Here is an 18,569-nt window from a genome sequence, read left to right on the forward strand (position 1 = left end):
TAGGCTTACAACGCCAAAGCGTCTTCAACCAATTGTTTCAATTGAGCAATGTGTTTGCTTGAGTAGCCCACTGCAGGCGATGCGCTGCTTGGACGACCGGCATAAGACAGTTTTTGCTCTTCGCTGATAACGCCTTCGATGCGGTGGCGGATTTGGTAGAACGCGCCTTGGTTTTTCGGCTCTTCTTGCGCCCAAACCACAGATTTTGCGTTCGGATATTTCGCCAGTTCAGCTTTAACCTCTTCATATGGGAACGGATACAGCTGCTCAACGCGGACGATAGCAACATCATCTTCCAGTTTACGCTCGGCACGGCCAGCTTCCAAGTCATAGTAAACCTGACCGGCACACAAGACTACGCGTTTCACGCTGTCGTTGCTTGCGCGTTCGGCAGTATCGCCGATAACCGGACGGAAAGTCGAACCTTCGGTGAAGTTTTCCAGCGGGCTCATTGCACCTTTGAAGCGCAACAGGCGTTTGGACATGAAAATCACCAGCGGTTTGCGGTATGAACCCAAAACTTGGCGTTGCAAGAGGTGGAACATTTGCGACGCTTCAGACGGCATGATGACTTGCATATTGTTCTCAGAACACAGTTGCAACCAACGTTCTACGCGTGCAGAAGAGTGCTCGGGGCCTTGACCGTCGTAGCCGTGCGGCAGGATGGTAGTCAGGCCGCACAAACGACCCCATTTGGTTTCGCCTGAAGACAGGAATTGGTCGATAGTTACTTGCGCACCGTTGGCGAAGTCACCGAATTGAGCTTCCCAAATGGTCAGCTTGTCAGGAGCGGAGCAGGCAAAGCCGTACTCGAACGCCATCACGGCTTCTTCGTTCAAGATAGAGTCGATAACCAGGAACTCGCCCAAGCCTTCGCCCATGTTGCGCAGAGGAACATAAGTACCGTCGTCCCATTTTTCGCGTTTTTGATCGTGCAGAACGGCATGACGGTGTGAGAATGTACCGCGGCCGGAGTCCTCACCGGAGATACGCACACCATGACCTTTGGTCAGCAGGCTTGCGTATGCGAGGGTTTCGGCCATACCCCAGTCGATAGGCTGTTTGCCGGATGCCATGGCTTTACGTGCTTCGATCACACGTTTTGCTGTTGGATGCAGGGCAAAGCCTTCCGGTACGGCGGTGAATTTCTCGGTAAGACGCTCGATGTCGGCGGCAGGCAAACCGGTTTCGATTTTTTCGCGCCAATCTTTGCCTTGGTATTTGCTCCAGTCGATTTGTGTGCGTTGGAAGTTGCTCAGCGTTGTTTGTTCAACATGTTCGCCTTTGTCCAAAGCATCACGGTAGGCTTGGATGTAACCGTCAGCCTCAGCTTGGGTGACCACGCCTTCGGCAATCAGTTGTTCGGTGTACAAAGCACGCGCACCCGGGTGTTGCGATACTTTTTTGTACATCATCGGTTGGGTCAGGGTCGGATCATCGCCCTCGTTGTGGCCCCATTTACGGTAGCAGACAACGTCGATCACGATGTCTTTATGGAATTTTTTGCGGTAATCCAAAGCGGCTTGGATGGCAAAGCAAACACGTTCAGGGTCATCACCGTTCACATGGATAACCGGAGCGGAAACCATTTTTGCGATATCGGTACAGTGTACGGTAGAACGGGTATCGCGGGTATCGGAAGTGGTAAAGCCGATTTGGTTGTTGATCACGATGTGAACGGTACCGCCGGTGGTATAACCGCGTGTTTTAGACAGGTTGAATGTTGCTTGGTTAACACCCAAACCGATAAATGCAGAGTCACCGTGAATCAATACCGGCAAAACTTTATCGCGGCCGTTTTCGCCCAAACGTTTTTGTTTGGCGCGCGCAGAACCTTCCACTACCGGGTTAACAATTTCCAAGTGTGACGGGTTGAACGCCAAAGAAACATGCATCGGGCCATGCGGAGTGGCGATATCGGAGCTGAAGCCCATGTGGTATTTCACGTCGCCGCTAGGCAATTTGATTTCGGCACGGCCTTCAAATTCAGCAAACAGATCAGCCGGTTTTTTGCCCAAAATGTTAACCAAAACATTCAGACGGCCACGGTGTGCCATACCGATGATAACTTCTTCCACGCCGTCTTTACCGGCGTTTTGAATCAGGTAGTTCAAACCGGCAATCGCGCTTTCACCACCTTCGACACCGAAACGTTTTTGACCGACATATTTGGTATGCAGATAACGTTCCAAAGTTTCGGCGGCAGTCATTTCTTTCAAAATGCGGCGTTTTTGATCGGCATTGTAATGCGGTGTGGACAATACGCTTTCAAAATAATTGCGCACCCAACGACGCTCTTCAGTATTGGGAATATAGATATATTCCAATGCGATGTGGCCGCAGTAGGTTTGTTTTAAATTGCTGATGATTTGGGAAAGGGGCAATTTGCCTTGACCGGAAAAGTCGCCCTCGCCCATATTGAATTGAAGCGCCATGTCGGCATCAGACAGACCGTGGAATTTAGGGTCGAGTGCTTCGATGTTTTGAGGGGGAATACGTTTGAGCGGATCAAGTTGGGCTGCACCCACGCCTTGAATACGATAGGCAGAAATCAGTCGCAAAACGCTGACTTGCTTTTTCATCATTGCCTCATCCACACCGCCTGCAACAGCAGATGCAATTTTCTTTTTAGCCAAAGTGGCAAATGATTCACGAATCGGTGTGTGGGCAACATCGACAGCGACTGCGCCCGGCTGTTTACTCAAATCTGTAAAATACTGTTTCCATTTTTCATCGACAGATTCCGGGTTTTCCAGAAACTTTTCATACAACTCCTCGATGTATGGCGCATTAGAACCAAACAGATAAGAGAAATTGAGTTTTTCGTCCATCATGGCGTGAGCTCTTTTCTTTAAAATATAAACAAAGGGTAGAATCCCGTGTTCTCCGAACGGAATTCAGGCCGTCTGAAATGACACTTTATTCTACCCTATTTTAAATCAAATTACCTGTTATCAACTTAATTAATTAATTACGGGTCAACCTCATTGAAAACAACAATTCGATTTTTTCAAACGACTTTTCAACAATATATTAATATATTGTCTGTTAGCGCTTATCTACCGGAACATAATCACGACGTTCCGCACCGGTATACAGTTGACGTGGGCGGCCGATTTTCAGTGTCGGATCGCTAATCATTTCATGCCAATGTGAAATCCAGCCTACACTGCGGGACAACGCAAAGATAACGGTAAACATTTCGGTCGGAATACCTAACGCGGACAAGACAATGCCGGAGTAGAAATCGACGTTTGGATACAGTTTGCGTTCGACAAAGAATGGGTCTTTCAGTGCAATTTGTTCCAATTCCATCGCCAGCTTGAATTTCGGACTGTCTTCCAAGCCCAACTCTTTCAAGACTTCATAGCAGGTTTCGCGCATGATGCTGGCGCGCGGGTCCATATTGCGGTATACGCGGTGACCGAAGCCCATCAGACGGTATTTGCGTTGTTTCACACCTTCCATGTATGCGGCAACATTAGACACATCACCGATTTCGTCCAGCATTTTCAAGACGGCTTCGTTCGCACCGCCGTGTGAAGCACCCCACAGGCAAGCGATACCGGCTGCGATACAGGCAAACGGGTTCGCGCCGGAAGAACCAGCCAAACGCACGGTTGAAGTTGACGCGTTTTGCTCGTGATCGGCATGCAAAATAAAGATGCGGTCGAGTGCGCGGGCCAATACTGGATTAGGTTTGTATTCTTCACATGGTGTGGCAAACATCATGTGCAAGAAGTTTTCAGCATAGGAAAGGTTATTTTTTGGATAATTGAACGGCAAACCGTTGGAATAACGGTAACACATTGCCGCAATGGTCGGAATTTTGGAGATTAAGCGGTAAATCGCAATTTTACGGTGTTCAGGATTGGTAATATCCAAGCTGTCTTGATAGAACGCAGACAGCGCGCCAACCACACCCACCATCATCGCCATCGGATGCGCATCGCGACGGAACCCGCGGAAGAACCAAGTCAGCTGTTCATGTACCATAGTGTGACGGCTGACTGTGGCATCAAATTCTTTTTTCTGTTCAGGGGTAGGCAGTTCGCCGTAAATCAACAGGTAGCAAACTTCCAAGTAATCAGATTTTTCGGCCAGCTGCTCGATAGGATAACCACGGTAATACAACAGACCTTCATCGCCATCAATATAAGTGATTTTGGATTCGCAACTTGCGGTTGATACGAATCCGGGGTCGAAGGAAAACAGACCTGTATTTTTAGTCAAAGTACGGATATCAACCACATCATGGCCGATACTTGCTTCCAATACTGGCAGTTCCAAGGTCTCTTGATTTGGGGTGGTGAGCTTGACTGATTTAGACATTCTTAAACTCCTTTGTAGGTTGGGGCTTTCGTTGCCGTCTAAGCGGCACGGTCTTTTTTTCAGACGGCCTCCGTATGGAAAGAGCTTGTTCGGATCGGTATCGCAAACAAGCTCTATAACACATCATGCCTGTCTGATTTTTTCAAGCATGGGAATCAGGTGCTTCTTGTCCGTTGCCGAATGTCCGTTAATCAAGGCAAGCAATTCTTGGTCTTGAAATTCGAGGATTTCGGAAAATTCGGACAATTCCTGATCACTCAGGTGCTCGAATTCTTTTTCCATAAACCTGCCGAAGATTAAATCTAATTCCAATAATCCCCGGCGGGTTTGAAAACGGATTTTCCGTTTGGCAATATCGTCAAAAACCATCATTTCTTAAACGGCTCGTTTCAACATAATCTCTTTAATCTTACCGATGGCTCGGGTCGGATTCAAGTGTTTAGGACATACGTCTACGCAGTTCATAATGGTGTGGCAACGGAACAAACGGTATGGGTCGTTCAGGTTATCCAAACGCTCATTAGTGATGGTATCACGGCTATCCGCAATGAAACGGTAAGCATTCAGCAAACCGGACGGACCAACGAATTTATCAGGGTTCCACCAGAATGACGGGCAGGCAGTCGAACAGCAGGCACACAAAATACATTCGTACAAACCGTCCAACTCTTTACGCTCTTCCTGAGTTTGCAGACGCTCTTTGTCCGCATCGATAGGATTATCGTTGACAACGTAAGGTTTGATGGAGTGATATTGTTTGAAGAACTGGGTCATATCCACAATCAGGTCGCGGATAACAGGCAGGCCTGGCAGAGGACGGATTTTAACCGGCTGTTTCAGGCCACGCAGATCGGTCAGACATGCCAAGCCGTTTTTGCCGTTGATGTTCATACCGTCAGAACCGCAAATACCTTCGCGGCAAGAACGGCGGAAAGACAATGTATCGTCTTGTGCTTTCAGGCGCACCAAAGCATCCAAAAGTTTAACGTCGGTTGGTTCCAATTCCAACTCGTAACGTTGCATATAAGGTTTGGCATCAACGTCCGGGTTGTAACGGTAAATTTCAAAACTCATTTTTTCCATGAGAAGTGTTCCTTTTCTCATAAACTGCCCAATGATTTTGTATTATGGATTCAGGCAGTTCAATGTGGGTATGGTTAGGTTTCAGACGGCCTCCAAGATAAAGGCCGTCTGAAAACTCATCAATAAACGCGTTTGGCCGGTTTGATGTATTCCACGCTCAAAGGCTTGGTATGTACCGGTTTGTAAGACAAAGTATTGGTATCTGAATGATACAGGGTATGTTTCATCCAGTTTTCGTCATCGCGTTCAGGATGGTCGTCTGAAGCGTGCGCGCCGCGCGATTCTTTACGTGCTTCGGCAGACACCAAAGTCGCTTTCGCTACTTCAATCAGATTATCCAATTCCAAAGCTTCGATACGCGCGGTATTCCATACTTTGCTCTTGTCTTTGATTTCAGTACGTTTCACGCGCTCGGCAATCTCCATGATTTCTCGAACGCCTTTGCTTAGAATCTCATCGGTACGGAACACACCGGCATGCAGTTGTACGGAGCGTTGCAGTTCGCGACGCAATGCATCAACATTTTCGCCACCGGTTTGGTTGTCCAAACGCTCGATACGTTGGCGGGTCAATTCACCGGCATTAGCAGGCAGAGGTTTCCAGTCGCTTTGCTCTTTGATGAATTTAATCATGCTGTCGCCGGCAGCTTTACCGAATACCACCAAGTCCAGCAAGGAGTTGGTACCCAAGCGGTTTGCACCGTGTACGGAAGCACAGGCGCACTCACCTGCGGCATACAGGCCTTTTACAGGCACTTCGTATTCGTCGCCTTGAGGAACGACAACTTCGCCATGATAATTGGTCGGAATACCGCCCATCATGTAGTGGGTAGTCGGCACGACAGGAATCGGGTCTTTAATCGGGTCGATACCGGCAAACTGAATGGAAATCTCACGGATGCCCGGCAGTTTTTCCATAATTTTTTCTGCGCCGATATGGTCGATTTTCAGCAATACGTGGTCTTTGTTTTTGCCGCAACCGCGACCTTCGTAGATTTCCATTGCCATTGCACGGGAAACCACGTCACGGGAAGCCAAGTCTTTTACGGTTGGGGCATAACGTTCCATAAAGCGTTCGCCGTTGGCGTTCAACAAAATACCGCCTTCACCGCGCACACCCTCGGTAATTAACACGCCTGCACCGGCCACACCGGTCGGGTGGAATTGCCAGAATTCCATGTCTTCCAACGGAATACCTGCACGGGCACAAATACCCAAACCATCACCGGTATTCATATAGGCATTGGTAGAAGAAGCATAAATACGGCCACCACCACCGGTAGCAAACATCACAGCCTTAGCATGGAAAATATAAACTTCGCCGGTTTCCATTTCCATGGCGGTTACACCGACGACATCGCCGTTTTCATCACGAATCAAATCTTGCGCCGTCCATTCCACAAAGAATTGTGTATTGGCACGGACGTTTTGTTGGTACAACGTATGCAACATCGCATGGCCGGTACGGTCGGCAACCGCACATGCACGTTCTACCGCACGTTTACCGTGTTCGGCAGTATGACCACCGAAAGGACGTTGGTAAATTTTGCCGCTTTCTACGCGGTCAAAAGGCATACCCATGTGTTCCAATTCAATCACTGCCTCAGGCGCAGCGCGACACATAAACTCAATCGCATCTTGGTCACCCAGCCAGTCGGAACCTTTCACGGTATCGTACATGTGCCAATCCCAACGGTCTTCCTGCACATTACCCAATGAAGCAGAAATACCGCCCTGAGCCGCTACAGTATGAGAACGGGTCGGGAACACTTTAGACAAAACAGCACAATTCAAACCAGATTTAGACAATTGGAGGGCTGCGCGTAAACCTGCACCACCACCGCCAACAATCACGGCATCAAACTTACGAACAGGAAAACTCATATTTACCCCCAAATTACTTTAACTGAATACACCAAGCAGCCTACCAACCAAACGATGGTGGCAACTTGTAAAAACAAACGCACGCCGAAAGGCTTAATGTAGTCCATCCACAAATCACGGATACCTACCCATGCATGCAGGAATACGGCCAAGAAGCTCACTTGGGTAAACACCTTCACCCAAGTTTGATCAAAAAATGCCTGCCATGCCGAATATTCTTTAGGCAATGTGAACAAAACAACCAAAAGAACTACGGTGTACACCAACATGATGACCGCAGTTGCACGTTGCATTGCCCAATCGCGCAAACCGTAATGCGCACCTGTCAATTTACGTTCTACCATAACAAAGCTCCCAAAACGACGGTCAGAATCAAAGCAGAAGCAAATACAACTTTAGCAGTAGCACGGGCAGTATTTAATTCCAAGCCTTTATGTACATCCAAAAACAGAAAGCGGATACCGGCGAAAAAGTGGTGCAGATATGCCCACAACAGACCGATAAGGATCAGCTTCACAAACGGATTGGAGATAGCAGAACGATATGCTTCAAACGACGCTTCGCGATCCAGCGTTCCAGAGAAGAAATACAAGAGAACAGGCAGCATCACAAACAAGCCGACGCCGCTGATACGGTGAAGAATAGATACAATCCCCGGTATGGGCAATCGGATATTCGGAATTTCCAAAAATACCGGGCGTGATTTGGCGGACATGGTCAGTTCCTCTAGATTTATTATCAGCTCAAAACCTATAGCTCAGCACTACAATAAGCTACATAAACCATAATTTACCTGTTTTATCTCATTTTGAACAGTGCAATTTATGAATGCTCTAATGATTTTTACCAAAAGACTAATAAAATCAAACAATCATTCTTAGATTTTTTTTTGCGTGGCTAGCCTTTTTTGTTACTTTCCTGCAATTAAGCCATCTCCCCATCAAAGCACTTACGATAACATCATTATTGTTTGAGAATTGTATCTATTGTGAGATAAATTCTCACTCTTGATACCTAATCTTTACAAAGGCATAAGCCATTCTTAACTTATTACCATTGCATTATCACCACTACTCTTACATAGTTATACATTCAAAGACATTTCATCCATCCCTAGATGGACTAAAATACAGTGCAACACCAACAATGTTTCCATACCTTATAAGGAAGCTGCATCATGACACACTCCCCTCATCAAAACACCCCCGATCCGGAAGACTACATCCCCTCCTTCCGCCGTCGAAACTTAGACACATCTGGCTTCATGAAAAAACTCGGACGCTTTGCCGGACGCTTGGGCAAACCTGTCGTCCGCCAGCTTTATGCGCTTTATTATCTCTGGGAATCCGAACATACACCCAAACGCGCCAAAATGATTATTGTCGGCGCACTGGTTTACTTCCTCAGCCCTATCGACAGTATTCCCGACCTTCTGATTCCATTTGGCTTCAGTGATGACATTGCCGTCATTGCGTTGGTTTATTCTCAGATGAAAAATTATCTAACCGAAGATATTCAAGAAAAAGCCCGTCAAGCGGCTGACAAGCTGTTTGGTTCTTAATTGGATAAAGTTTGACTACACATATATAAATACAAAAAGAAGGCCGTCTGAATATTCAGACGGCCTTCTCAGTTTATGACTTTTTTATTTCAAAGGTTGCATACCCATAACTTCCATCAGGAAATTGGTAAACGCAGGATTGCTTGGCTTGGTATCCATGTTTTTCCAACGTTGTTGCCAACCGCGCAAAGCACCTTGGATGTACTGTTTGGATTGCTCGGTAGTAATCTCACCACGTTGGCTGTCAACGGCGGAACGCAGATAAACTTCATACATACTGTCATCGACGGAGTTGCGTCCCACTTGTTGGATACGGAAGCGGTTCAAATATTGGGCAGCCTGAACTTTGGTCAGACTACCTTGGCTCACTTGGGTACTCAAGCGACGTGCTTCATCATGAATCTTGGAAACATCTGCCCAATGCGAAGGAGCCAAATGATAACCGGTAGCTGAAACTTGTGAATCAGCCTTAGGCTTTTTGACATTGGTTGGTCGAACTGGCACTTCTTTCAATGTTGGAACATAAATCGATTCACAACCGGCAAGTGCCGCCACAGCAAGGATAGGAAGAATGTATTTTTTCATAATGCGCATTATAAGCATGATTCGTTGAAGAAACCAACTTTTGAATAACGGTATTCAAAGCTCATTTACTGAATTACAACAGATTTCATACGATATCTCAAGCCCATACGTAAAAAAGGCCGTCTGAAAACGGCCTTTTAACAACAATCCTATATTATGCCAAATCGGCAAACAGAGGTGTAGAAAGATAGCGTTCGCCATATGATGGCAACAAGACAACGATCAGCTTGCCTTCGTTTTCAGGTTTTTTGGCCAGTTGCAATGCGCTCCATACTGCCGCACCTGAAGAAATACCTACCAAAATGCCTTCTTTTTCGGCCATAGCACGCGCAGTTTCAAACGCTGCCTCGTTAGGTACTTTGGAAATGCTGTCGTAAACAGTCGTATTCAAAACGCTGGGGATAAAGCCTGCACCCAAACCTTGAATCGGATGCGGGCCTTTTTCGCCACCGCTCAATACTGGGGAAGCTTCAGGCTCGACAGCCACGATTTGTACTTCGGGTTTGTATTTTTTCAACACTTCACCCACGCCGGTAATCGTACCACCCGTACCCACACCGGCCACGAAAATATCCACTTTACCGTCTGTATCGCGCCAAATCTCTTCGGCAGTGGTTTTGCGGTGAACTTCAGGATTAGCCTCGTTATCAAATTGGCGCGGCATAAAGTAAGTATCTGGATGTTCGTCCACCAAAGACTGGGCTTTAGCGATAGCGCCTGCCATGCCTTCAGCAGCAGGAGTCAAAATCAATTCTGCACCAAACGCACGCAGCAACATTTTGCGTTCTTTACTCATGCTTTCAGGCATAGTGATGGCCAATTTATAACCCCGGGCCGCACACACCATAGCCAAACCGATACCGGTATTGCCGCTGGTTGCCTCGACGATAACGGTATCTTTATTGATTTTACCGGCTTTCTCGGCCGCTTCAATCATAGATTCGGCAATACGGTCTTTCACACTGCTGCCCGGATTAAAGAATTCAAGTTTAACGGCGATTTGCGCTTTTAAACCTTCGGTCAGGCGGTTCAGTTTCACCAGAGGTGTGTTGCCGATCAGCTCGGTAATATTATTTGCAATTTTCATTTCCTGCTCCTGATTTAGATGTAATACAGCCTGCATATTAAACTCAGGCCGTCTGAAAAACCAATATCGAAAATTTCTTTCTTTATAACTTTTGGTTCAAGCGCGGTCAATATCCACTGCGCTCAAAAATCAATGCAACGGCAACCACAGCCTGCATCACGACGGCAACCGTCCAGCCTGCCCACATCTGCCGCATACTGAAAAGAGAGGCAGACTGCTTGCAAACAACCACTCTGTGCAGATAAAACACCAGCATCAGGACGCCCTGTAATGCAAACCAATAAATGGGTTTCAAAGCATAAATTTTCAGCAAGGCCGCCCATGCAAAAACCGAGCCTGCCAGCGGCAAGATGAAATAAACCGCGACAGCCAAGAAAACAAAAGCCAAAGTCATGACGACATTGGAAACGGCAAATAAGGTTAAACCGGCATATTCGCCTGCCGACCAAAACTTTCCGTCTTCCGTTTTACCGCAATCGTCAATAAAGAAAAAAACACTGGCGGCGGTCAGGTAAAAATGAGGGATGAACAAAGGGCCTGTATGCGTAAAGCCCCACATTCCGGGCAACAAGCGCGCGCCCAGTGCCGAAATCCCCAGCCACAACAGCACCGCAGCCCAAAACCATTGAAACCGCTGCGCACGAAAAATAAACGCCAACGATACCGCAGCATACGCAATGGCAAACCAAAAATCCAAAGAAACCATCATGAATACTGCAACTCGCCTTCGAAAACGGTTTCAGCAGGGCCGGTCATTTGCACATCACCCCCTTCTTCCCAACTGATAAACAGTTCGCCCCCAGGCAGAGTAACACGCACAGGCGCACCCGCTTTCAACAAGCCATTGCGCACGCCTGCCACCACGGCCGCACACGCTCCAGTGCCACAAGCCTGAGTTTCCCCCACCCCGCGCTCAAACACACGCAACCGGACGGACAACTCATCTTCAACCTGCATAAAACCGACATTGACCCGTTCAGGAAACTGCTCGTGCGATTCAATGGCACTGCCCCAATGCTCCACCGGCGCAGCCTCAACATCGTCAACCAAAATCACCGCATGAGGATTACCCATATTCACGCAGCTTACCGGTACAGATTCCAAACCGACCAAGACAATATGTGTCAACGCATCTTCATTTTCACCATGCGCAGGCACAAACGGAATTTCAGACGGCATAAAACGCGGTTTACCCATGTTGACGGTAACCAAACCGTTATCCAACAGCTTCGGCACAATAATCCCTTTGGCCGTTTCGACCAAAATTTCCGTTTTATCCGTCAAACCCTTATCCGTGACAAAACGCGCAAAACAACGCGCACCATTGCCGCACTGCTCTACTTCCCGACCATCCGCATTGAAAATACGATACCGAAAATCGACCGCATCAGAAAAAGGCTTCTCCACCACCAAAAACTGATCGAACCCCACGCCGCGATAGCGGTCTGCCCATTGGGCAAGCGGCGCAGCCAACGGATCAAAGTCCTGCTCGATGGCATTGACCACCATAAAATCATTGCCCAAGCCGTGCATCTTCGTAAATTTTAAAGTTTTCATTATTCATTCACATTCTTATTAAATCATTATTCCGGCACATTCTACACCAGAATGATATATCCGTTTCTATCTTGTTTTTCAGACGGCCTTGCGCCCTTTTACCAATACTAACACCAGCCACCCCGCAAAAATACTATACTTCCCACATTACAAACATTTCTTATTACAAGGATACACATTATGAAAAAAGTTCTCTTACCAGCCCTTTTGGCCGCTTCACTCAGCGCATGTACAGTCGGCACGCCCGGCGTTTCCGTCGGTTTAGGCGTCGGCACCAGCATCGGCCGCCATGTCGGCTTGGGTACGTCCATCAACATCCCTGTCGGCTTGGACAAAACCAAAACCACCAAAGGCACGGATTCAGACGGCATCCGTATCTCAGAAGAACAAATCGTGACCTATTTTGATGCACACGGCACACCCAGCAACAGCGCAGTCAAAGGTGGCTTCCATCGCCAACTGATCAGCAAACGCAACAACGAATATGTCGTGCAAGACTTTTACAGCGACAACAGCCAAAAACGCACGGACCCCTACGTCCTCAGCCGCAACCAACTGATGCAGTTCCGTGCCACGCCAAGTAACGGCTCGCTGACCACTTACGCTTACAACGGCACCGTGATGCAGCAACAAGTATTCCAAAACGGCAAATTGGTTAACGCCAAATACTAAAGGCCGTCTGAAACGGCTGGAAGCCTGTGAAACTTGATTACAAAATATTTTTAACATTCAAACATTTGAAATATTTTGTACCATTTTCTTGAAAATATGGATTGACACATTTTTTCCAGCCATTATAATACGCCCCATTCCCCGATAGCTCAGTCGGTAGAGCGACGGACTGTTAATCCGCAGGTCCCTGGTTCGAGCCCAGGTCGGGGAGCCAAATTTTAAAAGCCTGAACTTCTGTTCAGGCTTTTTTACATCAATAAGGAACGATTGTTCTTTTCCAAAAAAGCCCTGAACCCTCATGAAACCTTTGCAAAGGTCTCTATCCCCCAAACTGGCACGCCTTACGCCTTACCCGCTTCGTCTGGCGAACAAGTGCAAACAGCCCGAAACCTTTTTCAGTCAGGTTTCGGGCTGTTTCGTTTTGAAATGGACAGCGTCTTTTCAGACGGCCTTAAACTTGACACATCATTTCACACACGGATTGTCCAAAACGACCGAGACATTGCGTTCGGCTTTGTTCATATACGTCATGTGGACTTTCTTGCCTTTGAATTCTGCTTTGACAACGGATTCCAGCGTGGCAACATCTTGGGGAAAGCCGAATTTTTTGTCGTTTGCGGCAATGAATTTGACCGGTTTTTCATGAAATAACGAATAGAAAGAAACGCCTTTATTATCTGCGGTCACGGCGCATTGCGTTTTGCTATCGGTGGCGATGACGGAGGAAAGCGTATGCGGCTTATGGGTGCGGTCGGCGAAGGTGGTGTAGGAATCATACGACCCGAAGCTGATTCTTAATGCGAAAGTATTGCCAAGCCATTTATGGCTTATCCTGTCTTCAGGGAGATTTTTTTCGATAGCTTTTTTGCCTGCAAAGAAAGAGCATTCTTGGGTTTTATGGTTGCAGATTTTTCTGACGCTGAACTGCTTATCCGGAGAAGTAATGACGGTTTCGGCGGCAAGGCTGTTTGCGCTTGCTGCGGCGAACATACAGCTTAAAAGAAGTGAGCGGATGGGAAGGGACGGTTTCATTTTGTTTAGTGTATTGGTTGGTTTTTAATATTGATTGAGCGGATTTGAATGCAATAAACACTCAATATGCCTGCGGCGGAATAACTTTTCAATCTGCAAAACAGATAATACGAAGGCCGTCTGAAACTGATTTTTTGCGTTTCAGACGACCTTTGTTTGCTTTGTGGCGCAAGTTTAGCGGAAGAAGTCGCCCATGCCTGCTGGCAGGCCTTGGGTAAATGCACCCATGGTTTTGTTGGTCGTTTCTTCAGCTTTTTCAGAAGCGGCATTGATGGCGGCCAATACCAAATCTTCCAGCATTTCTTTGTCATCAGCGGCCTCTTGAATCAAATCAGGGCTGATTTCAAGTTTGCGGACAACGTGGGAACAGGTCATCACGACTTTCACCAAACCATTGCCTGCCTCACCTTCAACTTCGGTTTCAGCCAGCTTGGCTTGTGCCTTTTTCATGTTTTCCTGCATTTGTTGGGCCTGTTTCATCAGGCCGCCTAATCCGGCTTTTCCGAACATGTTTTACTCCTATGGGTTTGAATAAATGGGTTTCACTCATGCCGTCTGAAAATGCTATTGCCTTTCAGACGGCCTTGTATATCAGTATGTTAAGAATGTCCTGCCAACTCTAAAGAATCCGGCAGCCATTGCGCTTCAAAGGTTTGCAAGATTTTCTGCGCCGTCGTATCCGCTTCCAGCAAATCTTGCGCCTGCTGCCGCCCTTCTTCTTGAATACGCTTACGGCGCATCACCGGCGTTTCCCAGCCTTTATCATCCTGCCAAGGCTCGGTTTGCAATCTTAAATTGCCAAGATGATAGGCTTCGCTCAACGTCTGGCAGATTTTATCCAAGCGCTCTTTATTGGCAGTAGCTTTGGCCTCATCCGTCAACGACAGCATAATTAATCCTGCTTCCGCATCATAATTCGTCCATGCCGCATTTTGCGCCAACATCTGCGCCGCGCCTAATTTACGGGCGAAGCGTTCGATAATGCTGTGCCAATTCTCTGTTTTAAACTCAGGCAAAGGAGCAAACTGAAGCTCTTCTTCATCCCCCTCCTCTTCTTCAGGCTCAGCAGACGCAACCGGCTGCGGTACTTCCATCACATCAGCACGATGCGAATCTTCATATGCATATGCTTCATCAAAATACGGAGGTGGAATTTCCTCATCCATGTGCGGATATGCTTCCGGTTCAGGGGCCGTCTGAACTTTTGCCACAGGCAATGGCTCCGCTGCTTCTTGTATCTGTACCGTTTGAGTTTGAGGCGGCTCAGCCGATACTTGGCTCGGCATTTCCTCCCAAGGCGGTACATCCGTCTGTTGTTGCTGAACAGGCTGAACAGTTTCTTCAGACGGCCTTTCAACGGTATCCTGCTTGGCAGAAACAGCCTCTTTCTCAACCGCCGGTGCTGCTATCGGTTCAGATTTCGGCAGCTGAAAAGGCTTTTTTTCAGCCTCAGCTTTCTGATGATCGGAATGCAAATCCGTGTGTTCAATCTGACTTTGCGTACCGCAACTTGAAGCGGCCAACGGCGCAAATGCAAGCATACGCAAAAGCGTCATGACAAAACCGGCATATTCGTCCGGAGCCAGCGGCAAATCCTGTTTGCCATGAATAGCACATTGATAATAAAGCTGAATCTGCTCGCCACTCAAGGCCTGACTTAAACGAAGCAAGGTTTCACGTTCAGGGTCGTCATTCGCCAAGGTGGAAGGAACTGTTTGAATCAAAGCCAAACGCTGCAACAGCATGGCTAATTCTGCCAATGCGCTATCAAAACCAATCGCTCTAGCGGACATTTCCTGAGCTTTTTCCAGCACGGCCTCACCGTTTTGATTAATGATTCCTTCAAGCAATTCAAACAAATATTGTTTATCGACCGCTCCGATCATCTGGCGGACATCTTGTTCGGCCACTTTACCCGAACCCATGGCAATCGCCTGATCCAAAAGGCTCAACGCATCGCGCATCGAGCCGGCGGCGGCGCGTCCTAAAAGCTGTAAGGCCTGCGGCTGATAAGGAACGTTTTCACGGTCCAAAACATGTGCCAAATGCTCGGCAACCTGCTGGGTTGTCATGTTGCGCAAAACAAACTGCAAACAGCGGCTCAATACAGTAATGGGGACTTTGTGCGGATCGGTGGTCGCTAAAATAAATTTGACGTGTTCAGGCGGTTCTTCCAAAGTCTTCAGCATGGCATTGAACGCGCTTTTGGAAAGCATATGCACTTCGTCGATGATATAGACTTTGTATTTACCCGCAGTCGGCGCGTATTGCGCGTTTTCCAACACTTCGCGGATATTGTCGATACCGGTATTCGATGCCGCGTCGATTTCCAATAAATCCACATAACGGCCGCTGTCGATTTGCGTACAGCTTTCACACTGACCGCATGGCTCGCCATGCACGGCATTTTCACAGTTCAAACTCTTGGCCAAAATCCTGGCAATCGTGGTCTTACCCACGCCGCGCGTTCCTGTCAGCAGATAGGCATGGTGTAGACGGCCTTCGTCCAGCGCGTTGCGCAGGGCTTTGACGACGTGTTCCTGACCGACCAAGTCGGCAAAGGTTTTCGGACGCCATTTTCGTGCAAGAACTTGATAAGCCATGTTGTTTCTCTACGGGAAATAAATCGGAAGGCCGTCTGAAAAGAATTATCCGCTTTTCAGACGGCCTCAGAAAATGGCATATATTCTAGCATTTTTTTGATTTTTATTAAGGATTTTCTATCAAGCCGACGGCGACAGCATGTCATTGCAATGTTAGAATGCTACATAAATAATAAACAATTTGAAGCTCAAATCATCATGTCTGAAATCATACTACGCAACCAATCAGCCACTATGCAAGTCAATACAATGGGCGGATATATTGATTCCCTGATTTTAAAAGGACGGGAAGTCTTATTTCCGAAAACCAGCGTTCAAGTGGGCGATGACACAAAATTACGCGGTGGTATGCACGTTTGCTTACCCCAATTCGGACCAGACAGCAAAAATCATCTGGCCCAACATGGTTTCGGCAGAACATCAGACTGGGAAATCCGCCATCAAAATGAATCAGATATCGGCTTGAAATTAATCAGCACAGAAAAAGGCTATGAACACGTCGAATGGTTGCTCGATTACAGCCTGCCTAATGAAAATGAAGCCATCGCCATCCTGACCGTCTGCAATTACGGCGAATCACCCGTCCGCACTTCTCCAGGATTCCACCCCTACTTTACCGCTGCCGGCACACAATTTGATTTCAACGGCGCACCATACGATGCCGACTATATCTCCCATACCGAATTTGTTTCCTCCGACCAAGATGCACACGTTGCATTTGACGGCTTGAAACTGGATATCCGTACCCACAATCTGCCTGTGTACGCACTCTGGAGCGATCGAAACGGCCAATATACTTGTGCAGAGCCAACCGCAGAAGGCAATGCATTTTTATCCCCTGCCCGAGGCGGACAATTTGTTTCAGGGCACAGTAAAAAACGTTACGCCATGAAAATCAGACTGATGGCTTAACTCCCTTACAAATCCTCAATATCTAAAAACCACCCCGAAGGGTGGTTTTCTTATGGCTTACAAGCCATTGTTATTGATTGCATTCGCAATATCGCGTACCGCTGTTACATACATGCGGCTGTGGTTGTATTGCCATACAGTGTAGAAGTTATTCAGGCCCAAATAGTATTCAAATACGCCAGGGCTGGTTTCCAAAGCATACAACACAGCTTTTTCATTATCGGCAACAGCAGCTTGAGGCACGACACCCAAGGCTTTGAAATCTGCGACAGTGCGTGTCAAAGCAGTTTTCTCATCGATAATCGCCTGCAAGTGCGGCGTAATCGTCAGACTGACCGGCACAACCATCTTACCGCCGGTCTGCCAACCATGCTGTTTCATATAATTGGCGACAGAAGCCGCCACATCGCCGACATTATTCCAAATATCGCGATGCCCGTCACCATCATAGTCCACCGCCCATTTACGGTAGCTGGAAGGCATAAATTGCGGCATGCCCATCGCGCCGGCATAGCTGCCTTTGAAGTCAAAGATATTTTCTTTTTCTTCTTTTGCCATCAGCAAAAGTTCGCTCAATTCGTTTTGGAAAAATTCGGCACGGCGTGGATAATCAAAGGCCAATGTACTCAAAGCATCGGCAACGCGGAAGCTACCCGTATTTTTGCCATAATTGGTTTCAATACCGAGAATCGCCACGATCAATTCGGCAGGTACGCCGTATTTGCGTGCCACATCATCAATTACGGCACGGTTTGCCGCATAGAATTGTCTGCCGCCGTTAAATTTGGCCGCACCGGAGTTACCAGTACGGAATTCATACCAAGGACGCGAAGTGCTTGGGCGGTACATAATGGTAATAATATTGCCTTTATACACCACGCCATTGAAGAAGTTACGCAATTCTTCCGCACTGAAACGACGGTTTTTCACTTCATATTGGATAAACTGCTGAACATTGATGTTTTCATTAAAACCGCTGCTGGCAACAGATTCAGCCGCAGCATCAAATACAGGTCGTTTTGCAGAGGAAACAGGCTCGACAGGTTTTGCCGTATCAACAGCAGGCTTTTGCGGAGTGCCGCATGAAGCTAAAGCCAAAGCAGTCAGACCTATCCCAAAGATTTTGATTTTATTCATAAATAATCTCTTTACTAAATAATACGACAAACCCGAACACGAATGAATATTCGGCCAATACATTATCTCTTCCGCTATATTTCTAGACAGACTTAAAAAATATAGACAAATCGATATTTACTTAC

Annotated in this window: 18 protein-coding genes and 1 tRNA gene; 4 read left to right on the forward strand and 15 right to left on the reverse strand. The window is 47.3% G+C overall.

What is annotated here, in order from left to right:
• Nucleotides 1-5: 5 nt before the first annotated feature.
• The 7 genes from RRV97_RS06420 to sdhC form a co-directional block, all read right to left on the reverse strand.
• Entirely contained in the window at nucleotides 6-2,834 is a 2,829-nt protein-coding gene (locus tag RRV97_RS06420) for a 2-oxoglutarate dehydrogenase E1 component (protein WP_188211514.1), read from the reverse strand.
• A 214-nt stretch (nucleotides 2,835-3,048) separates the two neighbouring features.
• A complete protein-coding gene (gene gltA / locus RRV97_RS06425) occupies nucleotides 3,049-4,332 on the reverse strand; it encodes a citrate synthase (RefSeq protein ID WP_315611052.1) in 1,284 nt (427 codons plus the stop codon).
• Between the two features lie 123 nt (nucleotides 4,333-4,455).
• Nucleotides 4,456-4,704 (reverse strand): succinate dehydrogenase assembly factor 2, encoded by a 249-nt coding sequence (locus RRV97_RS06430; protein WP_003678830.1) that lies wholly within the window; start codon nucleotides 4,702-4,704, stop codon nucleotides 4,456-4,458.
• A 3-nt stretch (nucleotides 4,705-4,707) separates the two neighbouring features.
• The gene (locus RRV97_RS06435) at nucleotides 4,708-5,415 is read right to left on the reverse strand and encodes a succinate dehydrogenase iron-sulfur subunit (protein WP_002241462.1); all 708 of its coding nucleotides are present in this window, start codon (nucleotides 5,413-5,415) and stop codon (nucleotides 4,708-4,710) included.
• A gap of 119 nt (nucleotides 5,416-5,534) precedes the next feature.
• On the reverse strand, nucleotides 5,535-7,298 hold the full coding sequence (sdhA, locus tag RRV97_RS06440; protein WP_315611053.1) for a succinate dehydrogenase flavoprotein subunit: 1,764 nt from the start codon (nucleotides 7,296-7,298) through the stop codon (nucleotides 5,535-5,537).
• 2 nt (nucleotides 7,299-7,300) lie between these two features.
• On the reverse strand, nucleotides 7,301-7,642 hold the full coding sequence (gene sdhD, locus RRV97_RS06445) for a succinate dehydrogenase, hydrophobic membrane anchor protein (RefSeq protein ID WP_004519264.1): 342 nt from the start codon (nucleotides 7,640-7,642) through the stop codon (nucleotides 7,301-7,303).
• Complete coding sequence (gene sdhC, locus RRV97_RS06450) at nucleotides 7,636-8,013, reverse strand: succinate dehydrogenase, cytochrome b556 subunit (protein WP_003686156.1); 378 nt, start codon at nucleotides 8,011-8,013, stop codon at nucleotides 7,636-7,638. The genes sdhD and sdhC overlap by 7 nt, the downstream gene beginning before the upstream one ends.
• 462 nt (nucleotides 8,014-8,475) lie before the next feature.
• Between sdhC and RRV97_RS06455 the strand changes: the two genes are divergently transcribed.
• Complete coding sequence (locus tag RRV97_RS06455; protein ID WP_049329785.1) at nucleotides 8,476-8,859, forward strand: YkvA family protein; 384 nt, start codon at nucleotides 8,476-8,478, stop codon at nucleotides 8,857-8,859.
• 84 nt (nucleotides 8,860-8,943) lie between these two features.
• On the opposite strand, the gene RRV97_RS06460 is transcribed toward RRV97_RS06455, so the two are convergent.
• The 4 genes from RRV97_RS06460 to dapF all read right to left on the reverse strand — a co-directional run bounded on the left by RRV97_RS06460 (nucleotide 8,944) and on the right by dapF (nucleotide 12,088).
• Nucleotides 8,944-9,444 carry a membrane lipoprotein lipid attachment site-containing protein gene (locus RRV97_RS06460; protein WP_371444493.1) on the reverse strand — a complete coding sequence of 167 codons (501 nt, stop codon included), beginning with the start codon at nucleotides 9,442-9,444 and terminating at the stop codon, nucleotides 8,944-8,946.
• A gap of 154 nt (nucleotides 9,445-9,598) precedes the next feature.
• The gene (gene cysK, locus RRV97_RS06465) at nucleotides 9,599-10,531 is read right to left on the reverse strand and encodes a cysteine synthase A (protein WP_315611054.1); all 933 of its coding nucleotides are present in this window, start codon (nucleotides 10,529-10,531) and stop codon (nucleotides 9,599-9,601) included.
• 106 nt (nucleotides 10,532-10,637) lie between these two features.
• Nucleotides 10,638-11,240, reverse strand: a complete 603-nt coding sequence (locus RRV97_RS06470) for a hypothetical protein (protein WP_315611055.1) — start codon at nucleotides 11,238-11,240, stop codon at nucleotides 10,638-10,640.
• Nucleotides 11,237-12,088, reverse strand: coding sequence for a diaminopimelate epimerase (gene dapF / locus RRV97_RS06475; protein WP_315611056.1), 852 nt, complete (start codon nucleotides 12,086-12,088; stop codon nucleotides 11,237-11,239). Before dapF ends, RRV97_RS06470 begins: the two co-directional genes overlap by 4 nt.
• A 180-nt stretch (nucleotides 12,089-12,268) precedes the next feature.
• On the opposite strand from dapF, the gene RRV97_RS06480 reads away from it, so the two are divergent.
• Nucleotides 12,269-12,760, forward strand: a complete 492-nt coding sequence (locus RRV97_RS06480; RefSeq protein ID WP_003678851.1) for a hypothetical protein — start codon at nucleotides 12,269-12,271, stop codon at nucleotides 12,758-12,760.
• 138 nt (nucleotides 12,761-12,898) lie between these two features.
• Nucleotides 12,899-12,974: transfer RNA gene (locus tag RRV97_RS06485), tRNA-Asn, on the forward strand.
• A 251-nt stretch (nucleotides 12,975-13,225) separates the two neighbouring features.
• Here RRV97_RS06485 and RRV97_RS06490 read toward each other — a convergent pair.
• From RRV97_RS06490 to dnaX, 3 genes are all read right to left on the reverse strand, one after another.
• Nucleotides 13,226-13,792: a hypothetical protein gene (locus RRV97_RS06490; RefSeq protein WP_315611057.1), complete on the reverse strand. Its 567-nt coding sequence runs from the start codon at nucleotides 13,790-13,792 to the stop codon at nucleotides 13,226-13,228.
• 174 nt (nucleotides 13,793-13,966) lie between these two features.
• Nucleotides 13,967-14,302, reverse strand: coding sequence for a YbaB/EbfC family nucleoid-associated protein (locus RRV97_RS06495; RefSeq protein ID WP_003678854.1), 336 nt, complete (start codon nucleotides 14,300-14,302; stop codon nucleotides 13,967-13,969).
• Nucleotides 14,303-14,391: 89 nt separating this feature from the next.
• Nucleotides 14,392-16,395 (reverse strand): DNA polymerase III subunit gamma/tau, encoded by a 2,004-nt coding sequence (dnaX, locus tag RRV97_RS06500; RefSeq protein WP_315611058.1) that lies wholly within the window; start codon nucleotides 16,393-16,395, stop codon nucleotides 14,392-14,394.
• A 198-nt stretch (nucleotides 16,396-16,593) separates the two neighbouring features.
• Between dnaX and RRV97_RS06505 the strand changes: the two genes are divergently transcribed.
• A complete protein-coding gene (locus tag RRV97_RS06505; protein WP_049323827.1) occupies nucleotides 16,594-17,307 on the forward strand; it encodes an aldose epimerase in 714 nt (237 codons plus the stop codon).
• A 57-nt stretch (nucleotides 17,308-17,364) separates the two neighbouring features.
• Here the strand turns inward: RRV97_RS06505 and mltB are convergent, their stop codons facing one another.
• Nucleotides 17,365-18,444: a lytic murein transglycosylase B gene (mltB, locus tag RRV97_RS06510; RefSeq protein WP_315611059.1), complete on the reverse strand. Its 1,080-nt coding sequence runs from the start codon at nucleotides 18,442-18,444 to the stop codon at nucleotides 17,365-17,367.
• Nucleotides 18,445-18,569: the final 125 nt, after the last annotated feature.

Source organism: Neisseria sp. DTU_2021_1001991_1_SI_NGA_ILE_055 (genome assembly GCF_032342915.1).
GTDB lineage: Bacteria > Pseudomonadota > Gammaproteobacteria > Burkholderiales > Neisseriaceae > Neisseria.

Coding starts and splice junctions, on each gene's coding strand:
- RRV97_RS06420 (WP_188211514.1), bottom strand. CDS start 2,834: ATGATGGACGAAAAACTCAATTTCTCTTATCTGTTTGGTTCTAATGCG.
- gltA (WP_315611052.1), bottom strand. CDS start 4,332: ATGTCTAAATCAGTCAAGCTCACCACCCCAAATCAAGAGACCTTGGAA.
- RRV97_RS06430 (WP_003678830.1), bottom strand. CDS start 4,704: ATGATGGTTTTTGACGATATTGCCAAACGGAAAATCCGTTTTCAAACC.
- RRV97_RS06435 (WP_002241462.1), bottom strand. CDS start 5,415: ATGGAAAAAATGAGTTTTGAAATTTACCGTTACAACCCGGACGTTGAT.
- sdhA (WP_315611053.1), bottom strand. CDS start 7,298: ATGAGTTTTCCTGTTCGTAAGTTTGATGCCGTGATTGTTGGCGGTGGT.
- sdhD (WP_004519264.1), bottom strand. CDS start 7,642: ATGGTAGAACGTAAATTGACAGGTGCGCATTACGGTTTGCGCGATTGG.
- sdhC (WP_003686156.1), bottom strand. CDS start 8,013: ATGTCCGCCAAATCACGCCCGGTATTTTTGGAAATTCCGAATATCCGA.
- RRV97_RS06455 (WP_049329785.1), top strand. CDS start 8,476: ATGACACACTCCCCTCATCAAAACACCCCCGATCCGGAAGACTACATC.
- RRV97_RS06460 (WP_371444493.1), bottom strand. CDS start 9,444: ATGAAAAAATACATTCTTCCTATCCTTGCTGTGGCGGCACTTGCCGGT.
- cysK (WP_315611054.1), bottom strand. CDS start 10,531: ATGAAAATTGCAAATAATATTACCGAGCTGATCGGCAACACACCTCTG.
- RRV97_RS06470 (WP_315611055.1), bottom strand. CDS start 11,240: ATGATGGTTTCTTTGGATTTTTGGTTTGCCATTGCGTATGCTGCGGTA.
- dapF (WP_315611056.1), bottom strand. CDS start 12,088: ATGAAAACTTTAAAATTTACGAAGATGCACGGCTTGGGCAATGATTTT.
- RRV97_RS06480 (WP_003678851.1), top strand. CDS start 12,269: ATGAAAAAAGTTCTCTTACCAGCCCTTTTGGCCGCTTCACTCAGCGCA.
- RRV97_RS06490 (WP_315611057.1), bottom strand. CDS start 13,792: ATGAAACCGTCCCTTCCCATCCGCTCACTTCTTTTAAGCTGTATGTTC.
- RRV97_RS06495 (WP_003678854.1), bottom strand. CDS start 14,302: ATGTTCGGAAAAGCCGGATTAGGCGGCCTGATGAAACAGGCCCAACAA.
- dnaX (WP_315611058.1), bottom strand. CDS start 16,395: ATGGCTTATCAAGTTCTTGCACGAAAATGGCGTCCGAAAACCTTTGCC.
- RRV97_RS06505 (WP_049323827.1), top strand. CDS start 16,594: ATGTCTGAAATCATACTACGCAACCAATCAGCCACTATGCAAGTCAAT.
- mltB (WP_315611059.1), bottom strand. CDS start 18,444: ATGAATAAAATCAAAATCTTTGGGATAGGTCTGACTGCTTTGGCTTTA.